This window comes from Tessaracoccus pujii (assembly GCF_055326215.1).
Map to the genome: position 1 here is coordinate 206,540 of NZ_JBUZNP010000005.1, position 18,324 is coordinate 224,863.

Sequence of the window (18,324 nt, forward strand, 5' to 3'; positions counted from 1 at the left end):
TAGGCTCGGGCATCGGAAGGAGGCCTCATGACCCAGACCCAGCACCCGGACGCCCACGACGGCGGGCCCAGCGAGGCGGACCTCGCCGCCGTCGAGGCGCAGCTCGGACGTGAGCCGCGCGGTGTCGCGGCCGTGGCGTGGCGCTGCCCCTGTGGGAGGCCGGGCGTGGTGAAGACGCAGCCGCGGCTCGCCACCGGCACCCCCTTCCCCACCACCTACTACCTCACCTGCCAGCGCGCCGTCGCCGGATGCTCCACCCTCGAGGCGTCGGGCCTGATGGCCGAGATGACCGAGCGGCTGGCCGCCGACGGTGAGCTGGCGGACCGGTACCGCGCGGCCCACGAGGCCTACCTCGCGGACCGTGCCGAACTCGGCCACGTCGAGGAGATCGACGGCATCTCGGCCGGCGGCATGCCCACGCGGGTCAAGTGCCTGCACGTGCTCGTCGGCCACTCGCTCGCCGCCGGACCCGGCGTCAACCCCCTCGGGGACGAGGCGCTGGCGCTGCTCGGCGAGTTCTGGACCACCCCCTGCCTCCCGGAGGACGCATGATCACCGTCGCCGCCGTCGACTGCGGCACCAACTCCATCCGCCTGCTCATCCTGCGCCGGGAAAGCGACGGCGGCGTCACGGAACTGGCCCGAGAGGTGCGCCTCGCCCGCCTGGGTCAGGGCGTCGACGCCACGGGTGAGTTCCACCCCGACGCACTCGCCCGCGCGGAGGTCATCTTCGAGGAGTTCGCGGGCCTGATCGAGCGCCACCAGGTGGGTGACGTCAGGTTCGTCGCCACCTCTGCCGCCCGTGACGTGAGTAACCGCGACGTCTTCGAAGCCTCGGTGCGCCGGCGCCTGAATGTCGAGGTGGACGTCATCTCCGGCGACGAGGAGGCGCTCCTCTCGACGATGGGTGTCCTCAGCGGCGTGCACACGCCAACGCCGGCGCTGGTGTTCGACATCGGCGGAGGGTCGACCGAGCTGATCGTCGTGCACGACGGCCCCACCATCGCCTCGGCGGTCAGCCTGGACATCGGCGCCGTCCGGGTCCGGGAGCGCCTCATGCCCTCGGATCCCGCCACGGCGGACGAGGTGGCCGCCGCCCGCGCGCATGTCGGCAACCTCCTCGACGGCGCGGGCGTGGACTTCGCCTCCCTGACCTCCGCCATCGGCGTCGCCGGGACCGTCACGAGTGTCGCGGCGTCGGTGCTGGGGCTGCAGGAGTACTCCCGCCAGGCGGTCCATGAGACGGTGCTGAGCCGCGACGACATTGCCCGCACGGTGGACCGCTGGCTGGCGCAGACCGCCGAGGAGACCGCCGCAGAGCCGTGCATGCACCCGCTCCGCGCCGCCGTCCTCGGCGCCGGCGGGCTGATCCTCGACGAGATCTCCCGCCGCGTCCCGGGAGGAGCGGTGCTGGTCAGCGAGACCGACATCCTCGACGGGATCGCGCTCGGGCTACTGCACCGCTGACTCCGGGGCCGCGTCCCTGGCGGCGAACCGGTCAAGGACCGCGGTGAGGTCGTAGCCGGTGGCGTCCTTCACCATCTGCATCGTCTGCAGCATGTTGGAGGTGACGGCCTTGGGGAGTGCCGCAGCGCCCTCGGTGGACACGATCGTCAGCGTGTCGATGTTGCCCATCGGCGCGGCGATCTTCTCCGCGATCTGTGGCAGCACCTCGATCAGCATCTGCAGCACGGCGGCGTCGTTGTAGTGCGCGAACGCCTCGGCGCGCTTGTTCATGGCCTCGGCCTCCGCCTGGCCGACGGCCAGCACCGCGGCCGCCTGAGCCTCGCCCTCGGCGCGGACCGCTTCCGCTTCCGCCGTGCGCCGGGCCTTCTCAGCCTCGCCGCGGCGGGCGCCCTCGATGGCCTCGGCCTCCGCCAGCGCCGAGCGCCGGGACTTCTCGCCGACGCCGCTCAGCCGGGCCTTCTCCGCCTCCGCCTCGGCGTTGGCGATCGAGGCGGCCTTCCGGGCGTCGGCCTCGAAGATGGCCGCGTTGCGCTGAGCCTCAGCGGCCGTCTCGACGCGGTAGCGCTCGGCGTCGGCTGGGCGCCGGACCTCGGTGTCGAGCTGGCGTTCCTTCAAGGCCGCCTGCGCCACGGCCACCTTCTCCTGCTCGAACAGGATGGACTGGTCCCGGTCCGCCTGCGCGAGGGGCCCGGCGGCGGCCGCCTGGGCGCGGGCGGCGTCGGTCTCGGCCTGGATCTCGGCCTGCTTGAGGACGAGGGCGCGGGTGGCGATCGCGATCTCCTGCTCGGCGGCGATCTGCGCCTGCTCGGCCTCGCGGCGCGCTTCCGCCTCCGCCACGGCGGCCATGCGGCCCAGCTTGGCCGACTCGGGGCGGCCCAGGTCCGACAGGTAGGTGCCGTCGTCGGTGATGTCCTGGATCTGGAACGTGTCGAGCACCAGGCCCTGTCCGGTGAGCGAGGACTCCGACTCGTCCGTGACGCGCTGCGCGAAGGCCGCCCGGTCGCGGATGATCTGTTCGACCGTCAAGGACCCGACGATGGAGCGCAGCGAGCCGGCGAGCGTCTCCTGCGTGAACGTCTCGATTTCGGCCTGCTGGCTGAGGAAGCGCTGGGCGGAGGCCCGGATCGAATCCTCGTTGCCGCCGACCTTCACGATGGCCACGCCGTCGACGTTGAGCTTGATGCCCTGGCCGGACACGGCGTTGCGGATGGTCACCATGATGCGACGTGACGACAGGTCCAGCACGTGGAGGCGCTGGATGAACGGAACCACGAACACGCCGCCTCCCATGACCACCTTCTGGCCGCTGAGGTCGGTGGAGACCAGCCCGGTCTCGGGGTTGCGCACCTCCTTGCCCTTGCGGCCGGTGATGATGAACGCCTCGTTGGGTTTGGCCACCTTGTAGCGGCTGGCGACGAGGAGGCCCACGAGGAGCAACAGCAGGAGGAGTCCCGCGATCGGGAGCAGGGCGGGGGGCATGGCAGTGCCTTTCTAGGCGGGATCAGTCGGTGATCTCGGGGGTGTGGTCTGTGGGTGTGACCTCGACGGCGGTGGGTGACATCACTGAGGAGACCCACACCTCGGTGCCTGCAGCGACGGGCCGGGCGGACCGGGCGCTGACCTTGCGCACGTGGCCGCCGACGGTGACGTGGATCTCCCCGTACCCGTCGGCGGGGATGGGGGTGATGACACGGGCCGGGTGGCCGATCATCGAGTCCGAGCGGAAGGTCGCGGCGTCTTCGCCGGCACGCAGCCGCCTGGTCAGCCACAGGGCGCCCCACGCGGCGGTGGAGCCGATGGCTCCGCCGACCACGACGGCGAGCAGCGTGTTGGGGACCAGTGCCAGGGAGAGCGCGCCGCCGAACCCGAAGGCCCCGACGAACGCCGCGATGCTGGAGATCGAGAAGAGATCGCTGTCCAGGGCGTCGAGGCCGAGCACTCCGTCGAGCACATCACCGAGGATCAGGGTCGCCAGTACGAGCGCGATGCCGACAGCGCCGATGATCAAGAACGTAGTCAACGGCTGCTCCCCTCCGGTGGGTGGACACTCCCAGCGTAGCGGGCGCCCCGTGCACCTCTCGCTAGGCGAGCATGCGGGTGCCGGTGGGTGTGGTCTCGTAGCGGTAACCGAGAGGGCTGAACCAGTAGAACTGTCCGGGTCTGGGTTGGTCGACGCGCCAGTGTCGTGCGGTCTTGGCGCGGTGGGCTTTGCGTCCGAGGGGGGCGAGGTTCCCGACGCAGGTCTGGCCGTGGCAGCCCGGCACGTAGGGCTGGGTGTGATCCAGGTCCAGGCCGTGGGCTCGGCGCTGTGAGTAGGGAAACATTTCGTGGTGCAGGGTCAGTAGGAGGGCCTTCTTCAGCCCCACGGTGGGCACGTAGTGGTCCTCGGCGGGGATTTCCGGCAGGTCGATCACCGGCTGCACTGTGATTTCGAGGCCCGGAAGGAGTTCGGCCAGCAGCGCGGTGGTGATGTGCCCGGCCTTGTCGACGCGGGCAGCGCCGGTGAGGTGGCCGATGGCGTCGGTGTGGATGTGGACGGCGAGCTCCAGTTTGGGGCGGAGCTTGGCCAGCGGCGTGGTGATGGTGCCGCAGAGGGCGCCGACGCAGTGCGGATCGTGCCGCTGTGCGCCCCCCGACTCGTCGGGAGGGTCCGGCAGGGCGACGCCCGCACCGAGCGGGATGCTTTGGTTGTCGGGCGTGGCGGCCGCGCTCTCGAGGGCGACGGCAGAGGGGCCGTCCAGGAGGGCGGGTTGTGCGGCGCGTTGGAGGAGGGCCAGCGCGTAGGCGGGGTTGGCGAGCACTCCGAGCGCCTTGGCGCGCAGGATCGTCTTCGACGTTGCGGGCTGCTCGGCTGCGAGGAGGTCCGCGATGCGGCGACGGCCGCGTCGAGGTAGCGGGCGTCGATCACGTCGAGGCGGCCGGTGAGGTTCATCACCCCGTCGTACAGGCCCCAGAGGTGGACTCCGCGGGTGGCGCGCTGTTGCCGTTCGCGTTCCGCGGCGCGGGCCCGGTCTGCCTCGATGATCATCTTCCGCAGCAGGTTGAGCGAAGCCGTCCAGCCCAACGCATCCTGCTTCGCGACCCACCGCATGGTGACATGATCTGCCATGTCGGCCGGGAGGTCCAGGCACAGCTCTGCGGCCTTGCAGGCACGCGCCGCCTCGATCTCCCCCTGCTGCACCGCGGTGTACAGGCGGGGATGGCGGTGTTTGAGGTTGAGTGCGGCGGCGAGCTTGGAAGCGGCGACGACCGGGGGGCAGCGCAGGAGCCCTGCCAACTCCAGACCGATGAACTCGGACACCGCCGGGGTGCCGCTGCCGCCGACGATCACCTTCCGCTCCGCGAGGACTTCCAGCACGTCGTCGTCCTCGACGTGGTACTGCTCGGCAAGCTCGCAGATCAAGGTGAGCGTGGTCGCCTCGGCGAAGCGGCGCAGCTCGTCGACGGAGCGCAGCTGCTCCGCGATCTCGCGCGCCGAATCCTTCATGTGCTCCACGCTAGAACCGACCACTGACAATTTTCGATCAGGCGTACCAATCGGGTGAAGTCGTAGAGAGATTCTTTCTGGCCGGGCCGACGTCCGCTGGGCTGGCAGGACGCCGGCGGCTTGGGCCACGTCCGCAACGATCCTCGCTCTGCGGATGAGTTCAGCGGAGCAACCGCGGCCGACGGTGGTACGGGTGATCGACGCCTGTGAACTCCGAGAGCGGCAAACGAGCCGCGTCTCGTCGTCTCGACAAGGCGTGGATCACGCCGGCAGCACGTAGCGATACATCAAGAGGTAGTGCAGGAACGCCGCCACGGCCACGAGCACGTGCCAGATCTCGTGGAAGCCGAACCGGCCGGGCCAGGGGTTCGGCCGCTCGATCACGTAGATCACGAAGCCCGTGCTGTACACCAGACCGCCCGCCGCAAGCAGGACGAGTGCCGTCGGCGGGAGCGAGACGTCCGCGCCCAACAGCGCGATGGTCATCCAGCCGAGCGTGATGTAGAGGGTGTTGGTGACGTACTTCGGGATTCGACGCCACACCGAACGGAGCACGATCCCTAGAATCGCGACGGCCCACACCGCGCCAAACACCGCCCATCCGTAGACACTGCGGAAGAGCACCAGCACGAGGGGAGTGACCGTGCCGGCGATCAGGGTGAAGACCGATGCGTAGTCGAGCGTCCGCAGCGCCTCGTTCACCCGGGGTCCGCGGTCGAGCCCATGGTGGAGCGTGCTCGCCGCGAAGAGCGTCATGAGGGACAGCCCGTAGACGCCGAACCCGACGATCTTCCAGGGGTCTCCCTGAGCGACGGCCTGGGAGACGAGCAGGACCGTCCCCATGACCGAGAAGCAGAAGGCCACCAGGTGCGAGAGGGTATTGAACCGCTCGTCGGTCACGTGGATGCTGCCGTCCCTGCTTCTGATAGCGCTGTTCACCAGCCGCCTTCCGCCGTGTGGCCGTGCGTGAGGGGGGTCCCGTCACGACGCAGTTTACCGGGGCGAAACTGTCGTACCTGCGCCCTAGCGTCGGCGTCAGTCGTCGACACTCAGGTCGGCGCGCGGACGGTAGGAGGTCCTCATGGACGACGTGATCGATCTGGAAGCCACGGTGGAGGCGTCGTGGCGGACGTTCGAGCAGGAGTACGCAGCCGCGGTGCGGGAGTTGCGTCCAGGGCAATACCTGCTGGCGAGTATCGATGACGGCTACGTGGACGATGACGACGAGGACGGCGGATCCGGGATGGAAGCCACCCCCTCCGTCATGACCTTCGCATGGGAGGGCGAGGTCGGCGTCATCGTGGAGGGCAACGATGTCCTGGCCTGCGCCTATCGCTTGACCCGGGCCGACATGTCCGCGTTGCGGAAGTGTGGGCTGCGCCGTTTCAGCAGGCACAGCTCGGCGTATCGGCTGGTGCTCCCCGTCAGTGAGGCGATGCAGGCCGCGGCCGTGGCAGCCTCCGTGCTCCGCGACGTGTTCTCCGTGATCCACCCAGCCTTTCTCAAGGGTGGAGGATTCGCCGTTCGCGGCGACGGGTTCCGCGACTGACATCGGCACGTTTCCGGCAACGGCAGTGGGAGGGAGGTGACGGCCTTCGGGCTGCTGCGCAAGTACAGGTACCCGTCGGACCGATCAGAGGAGGCGGTGAAGCGGGTGGTGCACCAGATGGAGGTGTTGTCGCGCGGCTAGAATCGCCGTCGCGCCCTCGTGGCCCAACTGGCAGAGGCAGGCGGCTTAAACCCGCTTCAGTACGGGTTCGAATCCCGTCGGGGGCACCCTCAGTCCGCGACGTCCAGGTCATCGGGATCCACGCCGTCGGCCAGCAGGCTGACCACCTCGCCGAACCGTGGCACCACCGCCACCCAGCCCAGCTCGTCCTCGATCCGACGAGCGAACGTGGCCGCGACCTGCGGCTCGCCGTGCGTGATGAACACCGTCTCTGGCTCCCTGTCCAGCTCACGCAGCCAGTCGAGGAGGTCGGAGGCGTCCCCGTGCACCGAGAACTCGTGGTCCCGGACGATCTCAGCCTTGACGGGCACGTACCGGCCGTTGATCTTCACCGAGTGGGCGCCCTCCTCGAGCGCACGGCCGCGCGTCCCCTCTGCCTGGAAGCCGGTGAGGACCACCGTGTTGCGCGGGTCCGGCAGAAGCCGCTGCAGGTGATAGAGCACCCTCCCGCCCTCCGCCATGCCGGAGGAGCTGACGATGATCATCGGGTCGGTGCGGCTGTTGAGCTTCTTCGAGTCCCGCGCCTCGCGAGCCTCACCGAGGTCGAGGTCGGTGAAGTCGGCCAGTGTGATGTCCTCGGCCAACTCGCCCAGCGATTCGTCGGCGTACACGGCCAGGGCCGCGATCGACATCGGCCCGTCCACGACGACGGGTACCCGAGGGATGCGACCCTCCCGCGTCAGGCGCACCAGCGCGTGCAGCACCGTCTCGGTCCTGTCGATCGCGAACGCCGGCACCACCACCTGCCCGCCACGCTCGACGGTGCGACGGATGGCCGCGGCGAACGGCTCGTGCGCCAGCTCGGGCTCGAGATGCTCGCGGTCGCCGTAGGTGGACTCACAGAGCACGACGTCGGCCCCGGGCGGCGTCTCACGGGGCTTGAGGATGGGGTGGTCGTGGCGGCCCAGGTCTCCGGAGAACAGCACGCTGCGGTCCCCGAACCGGACGTGGATGCTCGCGGAGCCGAGGATGTGGCCCGCGCGCACCCAGCGGGCGGTGACACCGTCGAGGTCCACATCGGTGTCGAACGGGACGGGGCGCATCAGCGGCAGAGTGTCCTCGACGTGCACGCCGGTGTAGAGCGCCTCGGGCGGCTCGTGCCTCGAGTAGCCGCCGCGGAGCGCATCCGTGACCGACTGCTCCTGGAGCCGGCCGGAGTCCCGCAGCACGATCTCGGCGAGGCGGATCGTGGCCTCGGTGCACCAGATGGGCCCCCGGAACCCGTGCTTGACGAGTGCCGGAAGGTAGGCCGAATGGTCCGTGTGCGCGTGTGTGAGGAGCACGTCGGTGATCGAGGCGGGATCAACCGGGAAGTCCGCCCGGTTCTGGGTCCGCCACTGCTTCTCGCCCTGGAACATGCCGGCGTCGACGAGGATCCGCCTGCCGCCGAGGGTCAGCAGGTACTTCGAGCCGGTGACAGTGCCGGCCGCACCGAGGAACGTGAGGGTCGCGGTCTGAGGAGTGCTCATGACTCCGATCGTCGCACGACGGCGGGGTCGCCACGCCGAACCCGTCGAAGGGCAGATGTGTTGCGGTCCTCGGTACCATGGAGACCGACAGACTCCTCCTTGGGTCAGCCCAGAAAGAGCAAGTGACATGGCAAATCCGATCATCGGTCGCCCCGACGCCTTCGCGCGGAACGCTGCCCCGCAGCAGCAGTACCCGCAGCCCGGCTACGGCTACGACCAGCCGCAATACTCCCAGTACCCCCAGCAGTCGCCCTACGCACCCTCCCAGCAGCCGGCCCGCGTCGGCGGCGTGATGACCCTGGACGACGTCATCGCCAAGAGCGCGATCACGCTCGGCGTGGTGCTCGTCGTGGCCATCGCCACGTTCATGTTCATCCCCACCAGCCTGCTGATGCCGGCCGTGATCGTGTCGGCCCTCGTCGGGTTCGTCACGGTGCTGTTCGTGGCCGGCAGGGCCAAGCTCCCCGTCGGCGGCGTGCTGTTCTACGCTGCGGTCGAGGGCGTCTTCGTGGGCGCGTTCTCGCTCCTGTTCGAGCTGATGTACCCCGGCATCGTGGTGTCCGCGGTGCTCGCGACCTTCGTCACGGCAGGCGCCACGCTCGCCGCGTACAAGTTCTTCAACATCCGCGTCACCGCCAAGTTCCGCAAGGTGGTCTTCATTGCCACCGCGTCGCTGGCGGCCGTATTCCTGGTCAACCTGGTGCTCGCGCTGTTCGGCATCGATCTCGGCATCCGCGACATCGGCTCAGGCGCCGGACTGCTGTCCATCGGCATCTCGGTGCTGGCGGTCATCCTCGCGGTGCTCAGCCTCGTCGTGGACTTCGACTCGATCGAGCGCGGCATCGCGGCCCAGGCCCCGGCTCAGGAGTCGTGGCGCGCGGCCCTCGGCATCACGGTCACCATGGTGTGGCTGTACACCGAGATCCTGCGCATCATGAGCTACTTCAGGAACTGAGCGGACGGCCCAGCTTCCGGGCGAACTGCGACAGCAGCGTCCGGGAGCTGTTGGTCCAATGCAATCTGCGCCATGAGCGCGTCGGCACCCAGCTGGCCTCTTGCGTCGATCCACCCACATCGTGGACGACGGGGTCACTGGGTGTCTTGCATGTGGCGCCGTAGATGACCCGCAATGCGTGGAAGTCCTCCAGCCTCCCGGAGAGCGAACGGCCCACCCAGTGCTCGGACTCCAGGGTCAGCACCCTGTCGATCACCACCTCCTGGCCCGTCTCCTCGTAGATCTCGCGCAGCACCGCATCCGACGGGGACTCACCCGGGTCCACCCCACCGCCCGGCAGCGCCCAGGTTCCGGGGGCCGCCGTGGCTGAGGAGTTCACGGTGCCCAGGATCCCGCGGTCCGAGAACACGAGCGCGTAGGCGCCGACACGCTGGTGCAGCCGGGGCGTCTCCTGCGACGGGGCCACGTAGACCGTGTGACGCTCCTGAGGGCGGTGGTCCGCCGCGCACACCTCGCGCACGAGCCACGTGAAGACGATGTCATCGCTCTGCATGGTGGCCCCGAGGGGGCGGAGGGGCACGAAGCCATGGTCGAACATGGTGACCCGGGGGTGGCGTCCGTGCTCCACGGGGAAGCCTGCCACCGGCGCCCCCACGGGACTGGTGACACCGACGACGCGCATTGGACAAGTCTAGTCGCTGGTCCGGAGATGATCCTCTGCCGCGTCGACGGCCGTCCGGTTAGGATGGACGGACCAAGCGTGAGGGAGCGATCCATGGAGTTCCGGGACAATGCCCGCATCGACAACGCCAACGTCCGCTACGGCGGGGGAGGCGGCGGTCGCCGTGGCGGCCGCGGGATCGCCGTCGGTGGCGGCATCGGCGGCCTCATCATCACCCTGCTCCTGCTGGTCTTCGGCGGGGGCAACCTGGGCATCAATCCGGACGACATCCTGGGCGGTGGTCAGGCGCAACCCTCGACGGTGGGCCAGAACCCCGAGTGCCAGACCGGCGCGGACATCGACACCAACCCGGACTGCCGATGGCCGGCCTACGTGGTGGCCATCGAGAACTACTGGAGTCAGGTCGTCGAGGGCTACCAGCCCGGCACCACCCAGCTGTTCACCGGCCAGGTGGCGACGGCATGCGGTACCGGTTCGTCTGAGATGGGCCCCTTCTACTGCCCCGGAGACCAGACCATCTACATCGACACCGAGTTCATGGGCGTTCTGCTCAACCAGCTCGGCGCGGCCGGCGGTTACGCCGCGGAGGCCTACATCGTCGCCCACGAGTACGGCCATCACATCTCCAACCTGACCGGCACCATGCAGCAGGCGCGCTCCATGGGCAACGACACCGGACCCACCTCCGGCCAGGTGCGCCTCGAGCTCCAGGCCGACTGCTACGCCGGGGTGTGGTTCAACAACACCCTCAAGGATCCGCAATCGCCCATCGAGTCGATCACGCAGGACGACCTCAACCGCATCGTCGACGCCGCCCGAGCAGTCGGCGATGACCACATCCAGGAGCAGCAGGGCGGCCGTGTCGTTCCGGAGAGCTGGACGCACGGTTCATCCGAGATGCGGCAGCTGTGGGTGGCCAAGGGCTTCAACAGCGGAGACCCGAACGTGTGTGACACGTTCTCCACCGACGATCTGGGGCAGTAGCGGTCAGCCGACAAGGTCGGTCATGTCGCGGCCTTCGAGGTCCGCGTAGTGCACTTCGCCCTGGCAGTCCACGCGTGCCACCGGCGCGGAGCGCTGGAGGCTCATGTCGATGAGCACGTCGCACTGCTCCTCCGACGTGGTCTGGAACTGAGCCACGGTCTTGGCGAGTGCCGCGGGTTGGATGAGCGCGGGGTCGAACGTGGTGAGAGCGGGCGAATCGGTGCGCCTCGTCTCGAACACGGGGACGGCTCCGACGCGCGCGCGGTTCAGCACCACGCCTGGATCCACGTCCGGCAGGTCTGCCCAGTACCCCCGGGCTAGGTTGAAGCCGACGGCGTACACCTCACGGGCGTCGCCCAGAACCTCGGCGAGTCCGGCGGTGATGTCCGCCACCGAGGTCACCCCCAGGACCGCGACCGCGGTGCCGTCCTGCCGGTAGAACACGGTCTCGGACTCCGGGCGGGAGGTGACGGTCATGAGTACCTGACCGTCGCGGTAGTCCACGATCTGGAGCACCAGGTCACCGCGTACCCCGCGCAGGTCCGCCACGTCGAACATTCGGCCGACGGACTCCAACGGGAAGTCATTGGGGTCGAAGGTGGCCTGGTCGAAGTACTGCACGTCCGAGTCCACTCGGTCGATGACGCCATCGCGCCATTGGTAGGTGGCCACGCCGAGGTCCGGCAGAAGGGCACTGAGGGTCGCGGCGTCACTGGTGACGTCCACCTTGAGCACAGGGAGGCCACCCGCCACGCGGTGCAGCTCCCCCACGACCTCGGCGGCCGAGCCGTCGACCAGATCCTCGGTGACAGGGAAGCTGACGGGCAGGGCACGGGCAGGGAGCGGGCTGCCGCTGGGCGACGGGGCGGCAGTGGGGGAGTTGCTGACGGGCGGCGCCGACACGCCGACTGTGGTCGACGGTGCGGCGGTGCCGGTGGGCGCGGGAGTTGGGTCCGTACAGCCGGTGGCGACGGCGAGGGCAAGCGCTGCCACCCCCACCCGCCAACTCCGCATGGCGCAAGTGTAGGAGACGCCGGTGGTCAGCTCCGCGGGCCGCAGGTCACGCCCGTGGCGTGGTTGGGGCAGTAGCCCTGGGGATTCTTGTGCAGGTACTGCTGGTGCTCCACCTCGGCGTAGTAGAACACCTGCCCGGGAGCGATCTCCGTGGCGATCCGGCCGAACCCGGCGTCCGTCAGCTGAGCCTGGAACTCCTCACGCGTGCGCTCGGCGGCCTCCCGCTGTGCCTCGTCGACGGGGAAGACGGCCGATCGGTACTGGGTGCCGACGTCGTTGCCCTGGCGGTTGAGCTGGGTGGGGTCATGATTCTCCCAGAACAGGCGCAGCAGGTCCTCGTACGAGACGCGGACCGGGTCGAACACCACCCGCACCGTCTCCGTGTGGCCGGTCCGGCCGGTGCAGGTCTCCTGGTAGGTGGGGTTCGGGGTGATCCCACCCATGAACCCCACGGCGGTGTTGACCACGCCGTCGACCTCCCAGTACAGGCGCTCCTCGCCCCAGTAGCAGCCCAGGGCGAAGTAGGCCACCTCGCAGCGCGGGGGTACCTCGTCGAGGGGAAGTCCGAGCACCGCGTGCCTGGGGATGGGCGCCAGGACGGGGGACGTGCGCCCCGGCAACGCGTCGGCTTCGCCCACCTTCTGGGGCGTGGACATGCGGGCATTGAGCCAGGCGAGAACGTCGATCTCCATGCTCCCGATGCTAACCCCGATGGGCAACCGGTTCGTTTCACCCTGCAGAGGGCAGGCGCCAGTCGATGGCGGAGCCGCCCTGCGCTTCGAGGAGCCGGTTGGTCTGGCTGAAGGGCCTCGACCCGAAGAAGCCGGTCCGGGCGGACAGGGGCGACGGGTGGGCGCTGGCGATGACCGGGACCTCACCGAGCAGCGGACGGGCCGTCTGGGCGTCCCTGCCCCAGAGGATGGCCACCAGCGGTCCGCCGCGGCCGGCCAGAGCTTCGACCGCGCACGCCGTGACCGCCTCCCACCCCTTGCCGCGGTGGGACGCGGGGGCGCCCGGGCGCACGGTCAGTACCCGGTTGAGCAGGAGCACGCCCTGCTCGAACCAGCGTGTGAGATCCCCGTGCTTCGAGGCGGGGATGCCGAGGTCCGCGTCGAGCTCGCGGTAGATGTTGACCAGACTCCCCGGCAGGGGACGCACCTCCGGCGCCACGGAGAACGACAGGCCGACGGGGTGGCCCGGCGTCGGGTAGGGGTCCTGGCCGAGGATGAGGACCCGGACGTCCGCCAAGGGACGCGTGAACGCCCGGAGGATGTTCTCGCCGGACGGCAGGTATCCGTGCCCGGCCGCGATCTCCGCGCGCAGGAAGGCGCCCATGGCCGAGATGTTGTCCTCGACCGGGCCAAGGGCCTCCGCCCAGTCCGGAGCGATGAGATCGGTGAGCTGCTTCGGCATGGGGCAACTCTGGCACACGGCCCCGGGCGATCGGTTGGGTCAGGGTTGAGCCTGACTCGACCCGGGAAAGTGGCAAGCCTGCCTTTCCGTAATGGAAAGGCCGATTACCATTGAGTCATGAGCAATCCCGATATCGGTCCCATCTTGGACGATCTCGCCGCCGGCCGCATCGACGCCGCCGAGGCTAGCCGCCGCATCGAGGCGGCCAAGGCACCCACCCCCGGGGTCAAGGCCGGCACCGACATTCCCGAGGACACCACCACCAACGGCGGCCCGAAGGTGGGCGGGCTGGCGCGGGTGGCCGTCACCGCCGTCGGGCGCCGGGTGCGCATCGAGGGTGACGCGTCGGTCACCACGCTCACCATCGACGGCCCGCACGTGCTGCGGCGCGTGGGCACCGTCATGGAGGTCAACTCCACCGGCGAGTTCGGCCCGAGTTTTCAGGGCTTCTCGCTCATCCGGCCGCCGCGCAACCTGGAGGACCTCCGCGACATCGGTCTGGGCAAGGAACTGGTGATCCGCGTCAACCCCTCGCTCATCGTCGACGCCGAGGTCACCACCGGCGGCCTGCGCACGGTCGGGGTGCCCCGCCTCGGCCGCATCCGCGTCACGGCGGGCGGCTCGAACCTGGAGGACGTCCACGAGATCGAGGACCTGCTCAGCCAGGCGGGCGGCATCGCGGTGAGCGGCCCCATCAGCATGGGACGCTCCCGCCTACGCGTCGAATCGGGCACCCTGACCGTGCACCTCACCAAGGGGGCCAACGTGACCATCCGCGGCGAGGCGCGGCTCGGCCGGATCAGCTGGCCGGGTGGCAGTGAGGGCGTCGACGAGTACGTGGTGGGCAACGGCTCCGCCCGGCTCGACATCGCCGTCGTCATGGGCATGGCCACGATCAAGACGGAGGACTGAGATGACCGGACGCCACCTCTACCACGCTCCCGCGGAGTGCCCCGTGTGCGGGGACCCGCTCATGACCATCCGTAAGGGCTGCCTGCACTGCGGCACCGAGATCGCCGGCGAGTTCGCCAGCTGTGACTTCTGCGCCCTCTCCGAGGCGGACCTCAGCCTGCTTCGCGTGTTCCTGGGCTCACGGGGAAACCTCCGAGAGGTGGAGAAGCACCTCCAGGTGAGCTACCCCACGGCTCGGGGCCGGCTGGATGCCGTGTTGGCCAAGCTGGGACTCACCCCGAGCGCGGAAGCGGAACCCACCGTCGACGCCGCGCCCGCCCCGCCCCACGCTGAGGGGGGCGACGAAGCGTCCGAGTATGGCGAGGAGGTGCCGGCCACCGGATCAGCCCAGGATCAGATCCTGGCGCGCGTGGCGAGGGGGGAGTTGAGCGCGGAGGTCGCGGCTCAGCTGCTGAGGGCCTGAATCAGAGGAGATCGATCTTGGTGACCACCACTGTGATCTCGCGGCCGTTGGGTGCCTCGTAGGTGACCTTGTCGCCCAGTTTCGCGCCCACGACGGCGGCGCCGAGCGGCGCCTGGGGTGAGACCGCGTGGCCCACCGAGGAATCCGTGCCGAGGATCTCCCGGGAGCCGAGCAGGAACGTCTCGGTGTCCGACTCGTCCCCGTCGAAGGCCACCGTGACCACTTTGCCGGGGGCCACCTCGTCGTGCGCGCCCTCGGGCTCGCCCACCTGGGCGCGGCGCAGCAGGTCCTCCAACTGGCGGATGCGGCTCTCCATCTGCCCCTGCTCCTCGCGGGCGGCGTGGTAGCCCCCGTTCTCGCTGAGGTCACCCTCTTCGCGGGCGGAAGCGATGCGGGCGGTCACTTCCGGGCGCCCGACCGTCTTCAGGTCGTTGAGTTCGGCCGCGAGCTTGTCGTGGGCCTCTTGCGTGAGCCAGACCACGTCGGTAGAAGTTTCGGACATTGAGCAAGCCTATCAGCCCACCGTGCGGCAGCCCTCGATGCTCACGCTCGTGGCCTCCTTCACCGTGCGCAGGGTGATGTGGACATCTGTGAGCACGGCGTCGCCGGCGGGGACCTCGACAAGCTGCTCGGCCACCTTCTCGAACGATGTGGCCTGTGCGTACACCTGGCACTCCACCGGGACCGCCGGGTCCTCCCGCTGGATCACGAGCTCGGCGGTCACCTTGGAGGGGCTCTCCACCTCGAACCCGCGGATCATCGCGGCCACCGGCGGGCTGGAGCGCACCACGCCGGTGACGATCACCAGGATGATGGCGCCGAGGACCGCCGCCCCCGCCAGGCCTCCGAGGATGAAGTCCACGGGGGAGCGCTGGGGATAGCGGGCGGCGATGCGGGCTTCGTCCTGGCTGGTCACCGGTCCATTGTGCCCTGACACGCCCACCGGTCCCGCCGGGCCTGCCAGAATGTCATGTTCGCGCCCGAGCCCCCCTAGGGGCCAACGCGGCTCGGTGCTCAACCCCAGGCTCGCCGGGGACCCGCACGCGACCTCCTCTCCGGGCTTCGTCAGGTGCCGCTGGTCCCGGAGTTCTACATCTAGACGGGAGCGGAATCGCGGCGGCGGTGCAGCTGCCACGCGGCGGCCACGCCTCCGACGGCTCCGCCCAGGTGGGCCTGCCAGCTGACGCCGGCGGCGGTGGGGAAGACGCCCCACAGCACGGAGCCGTAGAGCAGGAACACCACCACCGCGATGGCGATCTGGCCGGGCCTCCCGCTGAAGATTCCGCGCACCAACAGGTAGGCGAGCCAGCCGAAGATCACTCCGGAGGCGCCCGCCGTGATGGTGCCGAGGGGGGACAGCAGCCAGGCCGCCAGCCCCGACGTCACCACCGACGTGAGGCTCGCCACCATCCATCGGACGACGCCGGCGAGATAGGTGAGCACGCCGAGCACCAGAAACGGCAGCGAGTTGCCGATCAGGTGGCCCCAGCCGTAGTGCAGGAACGGCGCGAGGAGAATGTTGGGCAGATCCTCGGCCTGGCGGGGCTCGATCCCGTAGTAATCCAGGCTGTTGAGTGTCATGGCGTCCACAATTTCCAGCACCCACATCACGGCGAGGAGGCCGCCGATGATGACGAGGGCGCGGGACAGGGTGGGCTTGCTGACCGGCTCGACGCTCATGCCACCAGTGTGACGGACGAGGGCAAGCACGCGGCCGTTACCCTTGTCCGCATGGTCAACCGCCTCGCACAGTCCGCCAGCGACTATCTCCTCCAGCACGCGCACCAGAACATCGACTGGTGGGAGTGGTCACCTGAGGCGCTCGAGTCCGCCGTCGAGCTGGACCGTCCCATTCTGTTGTCCGTCGGCTACGCCTCCTGCCACTGGTGCCACGTGATGAGCCACGAGTCCTTCGACGACGCGGAGATCGCGCGCTACATCAACCAGCATTTCGTGGCGATCAAGGTGGATCGGCAGCAGCACCCCGACGTCGACGCGCTGTACATGGTGGCCACGCAGGCCATGAACGGTGGCACGGGCGGGTGGCCGATGACCGCGTTCCTCACGCCGACGGGGGAGCCGTTCTTCACCGGCACGTACTTCCCGCCGGTGGCCCAAGGGGGCCAGCCGTCCTTCCGTCAGGTGCTGGAGGCGATGGCCGACGCCTGGCATTCACGCCGCGACAAGGTGGTTGCCTCGGCCGCGTACGTGGTGCAGACGCTGAGGTCGCAGGCCGCACCGTCGCCCGACACCTCCCCGGACCTCCGGGCCGCCATCGACGCCGTCGAGTCGTCGTTCGATCTGATCCACGGTGGGTTCGGCGGGCAGCCCAAGTTCCCGGCGCCCACCCTCCTTGACGCGCTGCTCGTCAAGGGCGACCCCAGATCGCTGGAGCTGGCGCAGCGCACCCTCGAGGCGATGGCCCGCGGCGGCATCCACGATCAGGTGGGCGGCGGCTTCCACCGCTACGCCGTCGACCCGGGCTGGGTGGTGCCGCACTTCGAGAAGATGCTCTACGACAACGCCCTCCTCCTGGGCGCCTACGTCCGCGGGTGGCGGCGCACGGCGGACCACGATGCGGGCCTGCGGGCTCTGCTGGAGCGCACCGCGTACGGCATCGTCGAGTGGCTGGAACGGGAGATGGTCACCGACCACGGGGGATTCATCAGCGGCCTCGACGCCGACTCCTGCGACATCCGCGGCGCCGTCCACGAGGGAATCTTCTACCTGTGGAACCCTGAGCTGCTTGACGACGCCCTCGGCCCCGAACTGGGGGAGTGGGCCGCGGACGTGTTCCACGTCACCCGAGGTGGCACCTTCGAGGACGGACTCTCCACGCTGCAACTGCGCGGGCGCCCGGACTTCGCCAAGCTCGAGTCCGTGGCGGCCATCCTGCTGGAGGAGCGCGCCACGCGGTTCCGGCCCGGGTCGGACACCCTGGTGGTGGCGTCGTGGAACGGCTGGGCCATCTCGTCGCTCGTCACGGGGGCGTTGGTGTTCAACGAGAAGGGGTGGCTGGAGCTGGCGGTCCGCGCCGCTCAGCACCTCGTCGACGTCCACCTGGCCGACGGCGACCTCCGGCGGTCCTCGCGCGACGCCGTGGCCGGGCCGGGCGTCGGCGCCGCGGAGGACTTCGGCGCCGTGGCGGAGGCCTTCGCGCTGCTCGCGGGAGCGACGGGTGACGCGGCTTGGCTGCGTCGGTCCGAGGGGTTGGTGGACCGCGCGGTCGAGCTGTTCGGACACGACGACGGCGGTTTCTACGACGCGGCCGACACGGGGCTCTTCGACCGTCCCCGGTCCACCACGGACAACGTGACCCCGAGCGGCACGTCGGCTCTGGTGGCGGCTCTCCGGGTGGTGGGTCTCCTCGCGGAACGCCCGGACCTGATCGAGCGCGCCGACGCGGCCGCGCGCACCACCTGGCCCGCCGTGGCCGAGAGTCCAAGGTTCGCGGGGGCCGCGCTGGCAGACCTGCTCATCAGTGACGAGGCTCGCCGCGGGCTCAAGCCGGCGGTCGCCGTCGTCGTGAGCCAGGACCCGTTCGACGAGCTGGCGCGCGCGTCTTGGCGGCTGGCGCCGGCCGGATCCGCCGTCGTCACCGCTCCGGCCGGGGCCGAGGGCTGGGGCTCTCATCTGGAGAACCGGACCGCCCACGCGGTGTACGTGTGCCGCGGCACGGTCTGCTTCGACCCGGTGACGGACTACAACGAGCTCAAGACGCCGCTCTGGACCCGGGTGTAGAACGGCCCG

21 protein-coding genes and 1 tRNA gene are annotated in these 18,324 nt (G+C 69.7%); 10 read left to right on the forward strand and 12 right to left on the reverse strand.

Features of this window, described 5'->3' with window-relative positions; translation table 11 throughout:
- Positions 1-27: 27 nt before the first annotated feature.
- Entirely contained in the window at positions 28-552 is a 525-nt protein-coding gene (locus ACZK5N_RS09270; RefSeq protein ID WP_459019001.1) for a DUF501 domain-containing protein, read from the forward strand.
- The gene (locus tag ACZK5N_RS09275; RefSeq protein WP_459019002.1) at positions 549-1,466 is read left to right on the forward strand and encodes a Ppx/GppA phosphatase family protein; all 918 of its coding nucleotides are present in this window, start codon (positions 549-551) and stop codon (positions 1,464-1,466) included. Before ACZK5N_RS09270 ends, ACZK5N_RS09275 begins: the two co-directional genes overlap by 4 nt.
- Here the strand turns inward: ACZK5N_RS09275 and ACZK5N_RS09280 are convergent.
- The 3 genes from ACZK5N_RS09280 to ACZK5N_RS09290 all read right to left on the reverse strand — a co-directional run bounded on the left by ACZK5N_RS09280 (position 1,452) and on the right by ACZK5N_RS09290 (position 4,267).
- Positions 1,452-2,945 carry a flotillin family protein gene (locus ACZK5N_RS09280; RefSeq protein ID WP_459019003.1) on the reverse strand — a complete coding sequence of 498 codons (1,494 nt, stop codon included), beginning with the start codon at positions 2,943-2,945 and terminating at the stop codon, positions 1,452-1,454. The two genes, ACZK5N_RS09275 and ACZK5N_RS09280, sit on opposite strands and share 15 nt — an antisense overlap.
- Before the next feature lie 22 nt (positions 2,946-2,967).
- On the reverse strand, positions 2,968-3,486 hold the full coding sequence (locus tag ACZK5N_RS09285; protein WP_459019004.1) for an NfeD family protein: 519 nt from the start codon (positions 3,484-3,486) through the stop codon (positions 2,968-2,970).
- Positions 3,487-3,547: 61 nt separating this feature from the next.
- Complete coding sequence (locus ACZK5N_RS09290; protein WP_459019005.1) at positions 3,548-4,267, reverse strand: hypothetical protein; 720 nt, start codon at positions 4,265-4,267, stop codon at positions 3,548-3,550.
- Positions 4,268-4,422: 155 nt separating this feature from the next.
- Here ACZK5N_RS09290 and ACZK5N_RS09295 point away from each other — a divergent pair, with 155 nt between their 5' ends.
- Positions 4,423-4,980, forward strand: a complete 558-nt coding sequence (locus ACZK5N_RS09295; protein WP_459019006.1) for a hypothetical protein — start codon at positions 4,423-4,425, stop codon at positions 4,978-4,980.
- Positions 4,981-5,214: 234 nt separating this feature from the next.
- Here ACZK5N_RS09295 and trhA read toward each other — a convergent pair whose 3' ends face one another.
- Positions 5,215-5,892, reverse strand: a complete 678-nt coding sequence (trhA, locus tag ACZK5N_RS09300) for a PAQR family membrane homeostasis protein TrhA (RefSeq protein ID WP_459019007.1) — start codon at positions 5,890-5,892, stop codon at positions 5,215-5,217.
- Positions 5,893-6,034: 142 nt separating this feature from the next.
- Here trhA and ACZK5N_RS09305 point away from each other — a divergent pair, with 142 nt between their 5' ends.
- Together ACZK5N_RS09305 and ACZK5N_RS09310 are read left to right on the forward strand one after the other, a co-directional pair.
- Positions 6,035-6,502 (forward strand): TY-Chap domain-containing protein, encoded by a 468-nt coding sequence (locus ACZK5N_RS09305; RefSeq protein ID WP_459019008.1) that lies wholly within the window; start codon positions 6,035-6,037, stop codon positions 6,500-6,502.
- 153 nt (positions 6,503-6,655) lie between these two features.
- A tRNA-Leu gene (locus ACZK5N_RS09310) sits at positions 6,656-6,729 on the forward strand.
- Between the two features lie 3 nt (positions 6,730-6,732).
- On the opposite strand, the gene ACZK5N_RS09315 is transcribed toward ACZK5N_RS09310, so the two are convergent.
- Positions 6,733-8,151, reverse strand: coding sequence for an MBL fold metallo-hydrolase RNA specificity domain-containing protein (locus tag ACZK5N_RS09315; RefSeq protein ID WP_459019009.1), 1,419 nt, complete (start codon positions 8,149-8,151; stop codon positions 6,733-6,735).
- A gap of 127 nt (positions 8,152-8,278) precedes the next feature.
- Here ACZK5N_RS09315 and ACZK5N_RS09320 point away from each other — a divergent pair, with 127 nt between their 5' ends.
- Positions 8,279-9,106: a Bax inhibitor-1/YccA family protein gene (locus ACZK5N_RS09320; protein ID WP_459019010.1), complete on the forward strand. Its 828-nt coding sequence runs from the start codon at positions 8,279-8,281 to the stop codon at positions 9,104-9,106.
- On the opposite strand, the gene ACZK5N_RS09325 is transcribed toward ACZK5N_RS09320, so the two are convergent.
- Positions 9,096-9,788 carry an NUDIX hydrolase gene (locus ACZK5N_RS09325; RefSeq protein ID WP_459019011.1) on the reverse strand — a complete coding sequence of 231 codons (693 nt, stop codon included), beginning with the start codon at positions 9,786-9,788 and terminating at the stop codon, positions 9,096-9,098. The two genes, ACZK5N_RS09320 and ACZK5N_RS09325, sit on opposite strands and share 11 nt — an antisense overlap.
- Positions 9,789-9,881: 93 nt before the next feature.
- Between ACZK5N_RS09325 and ypfJ the strand changes: the two genes are divergently transcribed.
- Positions 9,882-10,772, forward strand: coding sequence for a KPN_02809 family neutral zinc metallopeptidase (gene ypfJ, locus ACZK5N_RS09330; protein ID WP_459019012.1), 891 nt, complete (start codon positions 9,882-9,884; stop codon positions 10,770-10,772).
- 3 nt (positions 10,773-10,775) lie between these two features.
- Here ypfJ and ACZK5N_RS09335 read toward each other — a convergent pair whose 3' ends face one another.
- The 3 genes from ACZK5N_RS09335 to ACZK5N_RS09345 form a co-directional block, all read right to left on the reverse strand.
- Positions 10,776-11,786 carry a hypothetical protein gene (locus ACZK5N_RS09335; RefSeq protein ID WP_459019013.1) on the reverse strand — a complete coding sequence of 337 codons (1,011 nt, stop codon included), beginning with the start codon at positions 11,784-11,786 and terminating at the stop codon, positions 10,776-10,778.
- 26 nt (positions 11,787-11,812) lie between these two features.
- Entirely contained in the window at positions 11,813-12,442 is a 630-nt protein-coding gene (msrA, locus tag ACZK5N_RS09340) for a peptide-methionine (S)-S-oxide reductase MsrA (RefSeq protein WP_459020351.1), read from the reverse strand.
- Between the two features lie 73 nt (positions 12,443-12,515).
- Complete coding sequence (locus ACZK5N_RS09345) at positions 12,516-13,199, reverse strand: uracil-DNA glycosylase (RefSeq protein ID WP_459019014.1); 684 nt, start codon at positions 13,197-13,199, stop codon at positions 12,516-12,518.
- Positions 13,200-13,316: 117 nt separating this feature from the next.
- On the opposite strand from ACZK5N_RS09345, the gene ACZK5N_RS09350 reads away from it, so the two are divergent.
- Both ACZK5N_RS09350 and ACZK5N_RS09355 read left to right on the forward strand, forming a co-directional pair.
- Positions 13,317-14,111: a hypothetical protein gene (locus tag ACZK5N_RS09350; RefSeq protein WP_459019015.1), complete on the forward strand. Its 795-nt coding sequence runs from the start codon at positions 13,317-13,319 to the stop codon at positions 14,109-14,111.
- Between the two features lies 1 nt (position 14,112).
- Entirely contained in the window at positions 14,113-14,574 is a 462-nt protein-coding gene (locus tag ACZK5N_RS09355; RefSeq protein ID WP_459019016.1) for a DUF2089 domain-containing protein, read from the forward strand.
- Between the two features lies 1 nt (position 14,575).
- On the opposite strand, the gene greA is transcribed toward ACZK5N_RS09355, so the two are convergent.
- The 3 genes from greA to ACZK5N_RS09370 form a co-directional block, all read right to left on the reverse strand.
- Positions 14,576-15,076 (reverse strand): transcription elongation factor GreA, encoded by a 501-nt coding sequence (greA, locus tag ACZK5N_RS09360; RefSeq protein ID WP_459019017.1) that lies wholly within the window; start codon positions 15,074-15,076, stop codon positions 14,576-14,578.
- Between the two features lie 12 nt (positions 15,077-15,088).
- Positions 15,089-15,490 (reverse strand): DUF4307 domain-containing protein, encoded by a 402-nt coding sequence (locus ACZK5N_RS09365; RefSeq protein ID WP_459019018.1) that lies wholly within the window; start codon positions 15,488-15,490, stop codon positions 15,089-15,091.
- A 179-nt stretch (positions 15,491-15,669) separates the two neighbouring features.
- The gene (locus ACZK5N_RS09370) at positions 15,670-16,254 is read right to left on the reverse strand and encodes a rhomboid family intramembrane serine protease (RefSeq protein WP_459019019.1); all 585 of its coding nucleotides are present in this window, start codon (positions 16,252-16,254) and stop codon (positions 15,670-15,672) included.
- A gap of 51 nt (positions 16,255-16,305) precedes the next feature.
- On the opposite strand from ACZK5N_RS09370, the gene ACZK5N_RS09375 reads away from it, so the two are divergent.
- Entirely contained in the window at positions 16,306-18,315 is a 2,010-nt protein-coding gene (locus tag ACZK5N_RS09375) for a thioredoxin domain-containing protein (RefSeq protein WP_459019020.1), read from the forward strand.
- The last annotated feature ends 9 nt before the right edge of the window (positions 18,316-18,324 follow it).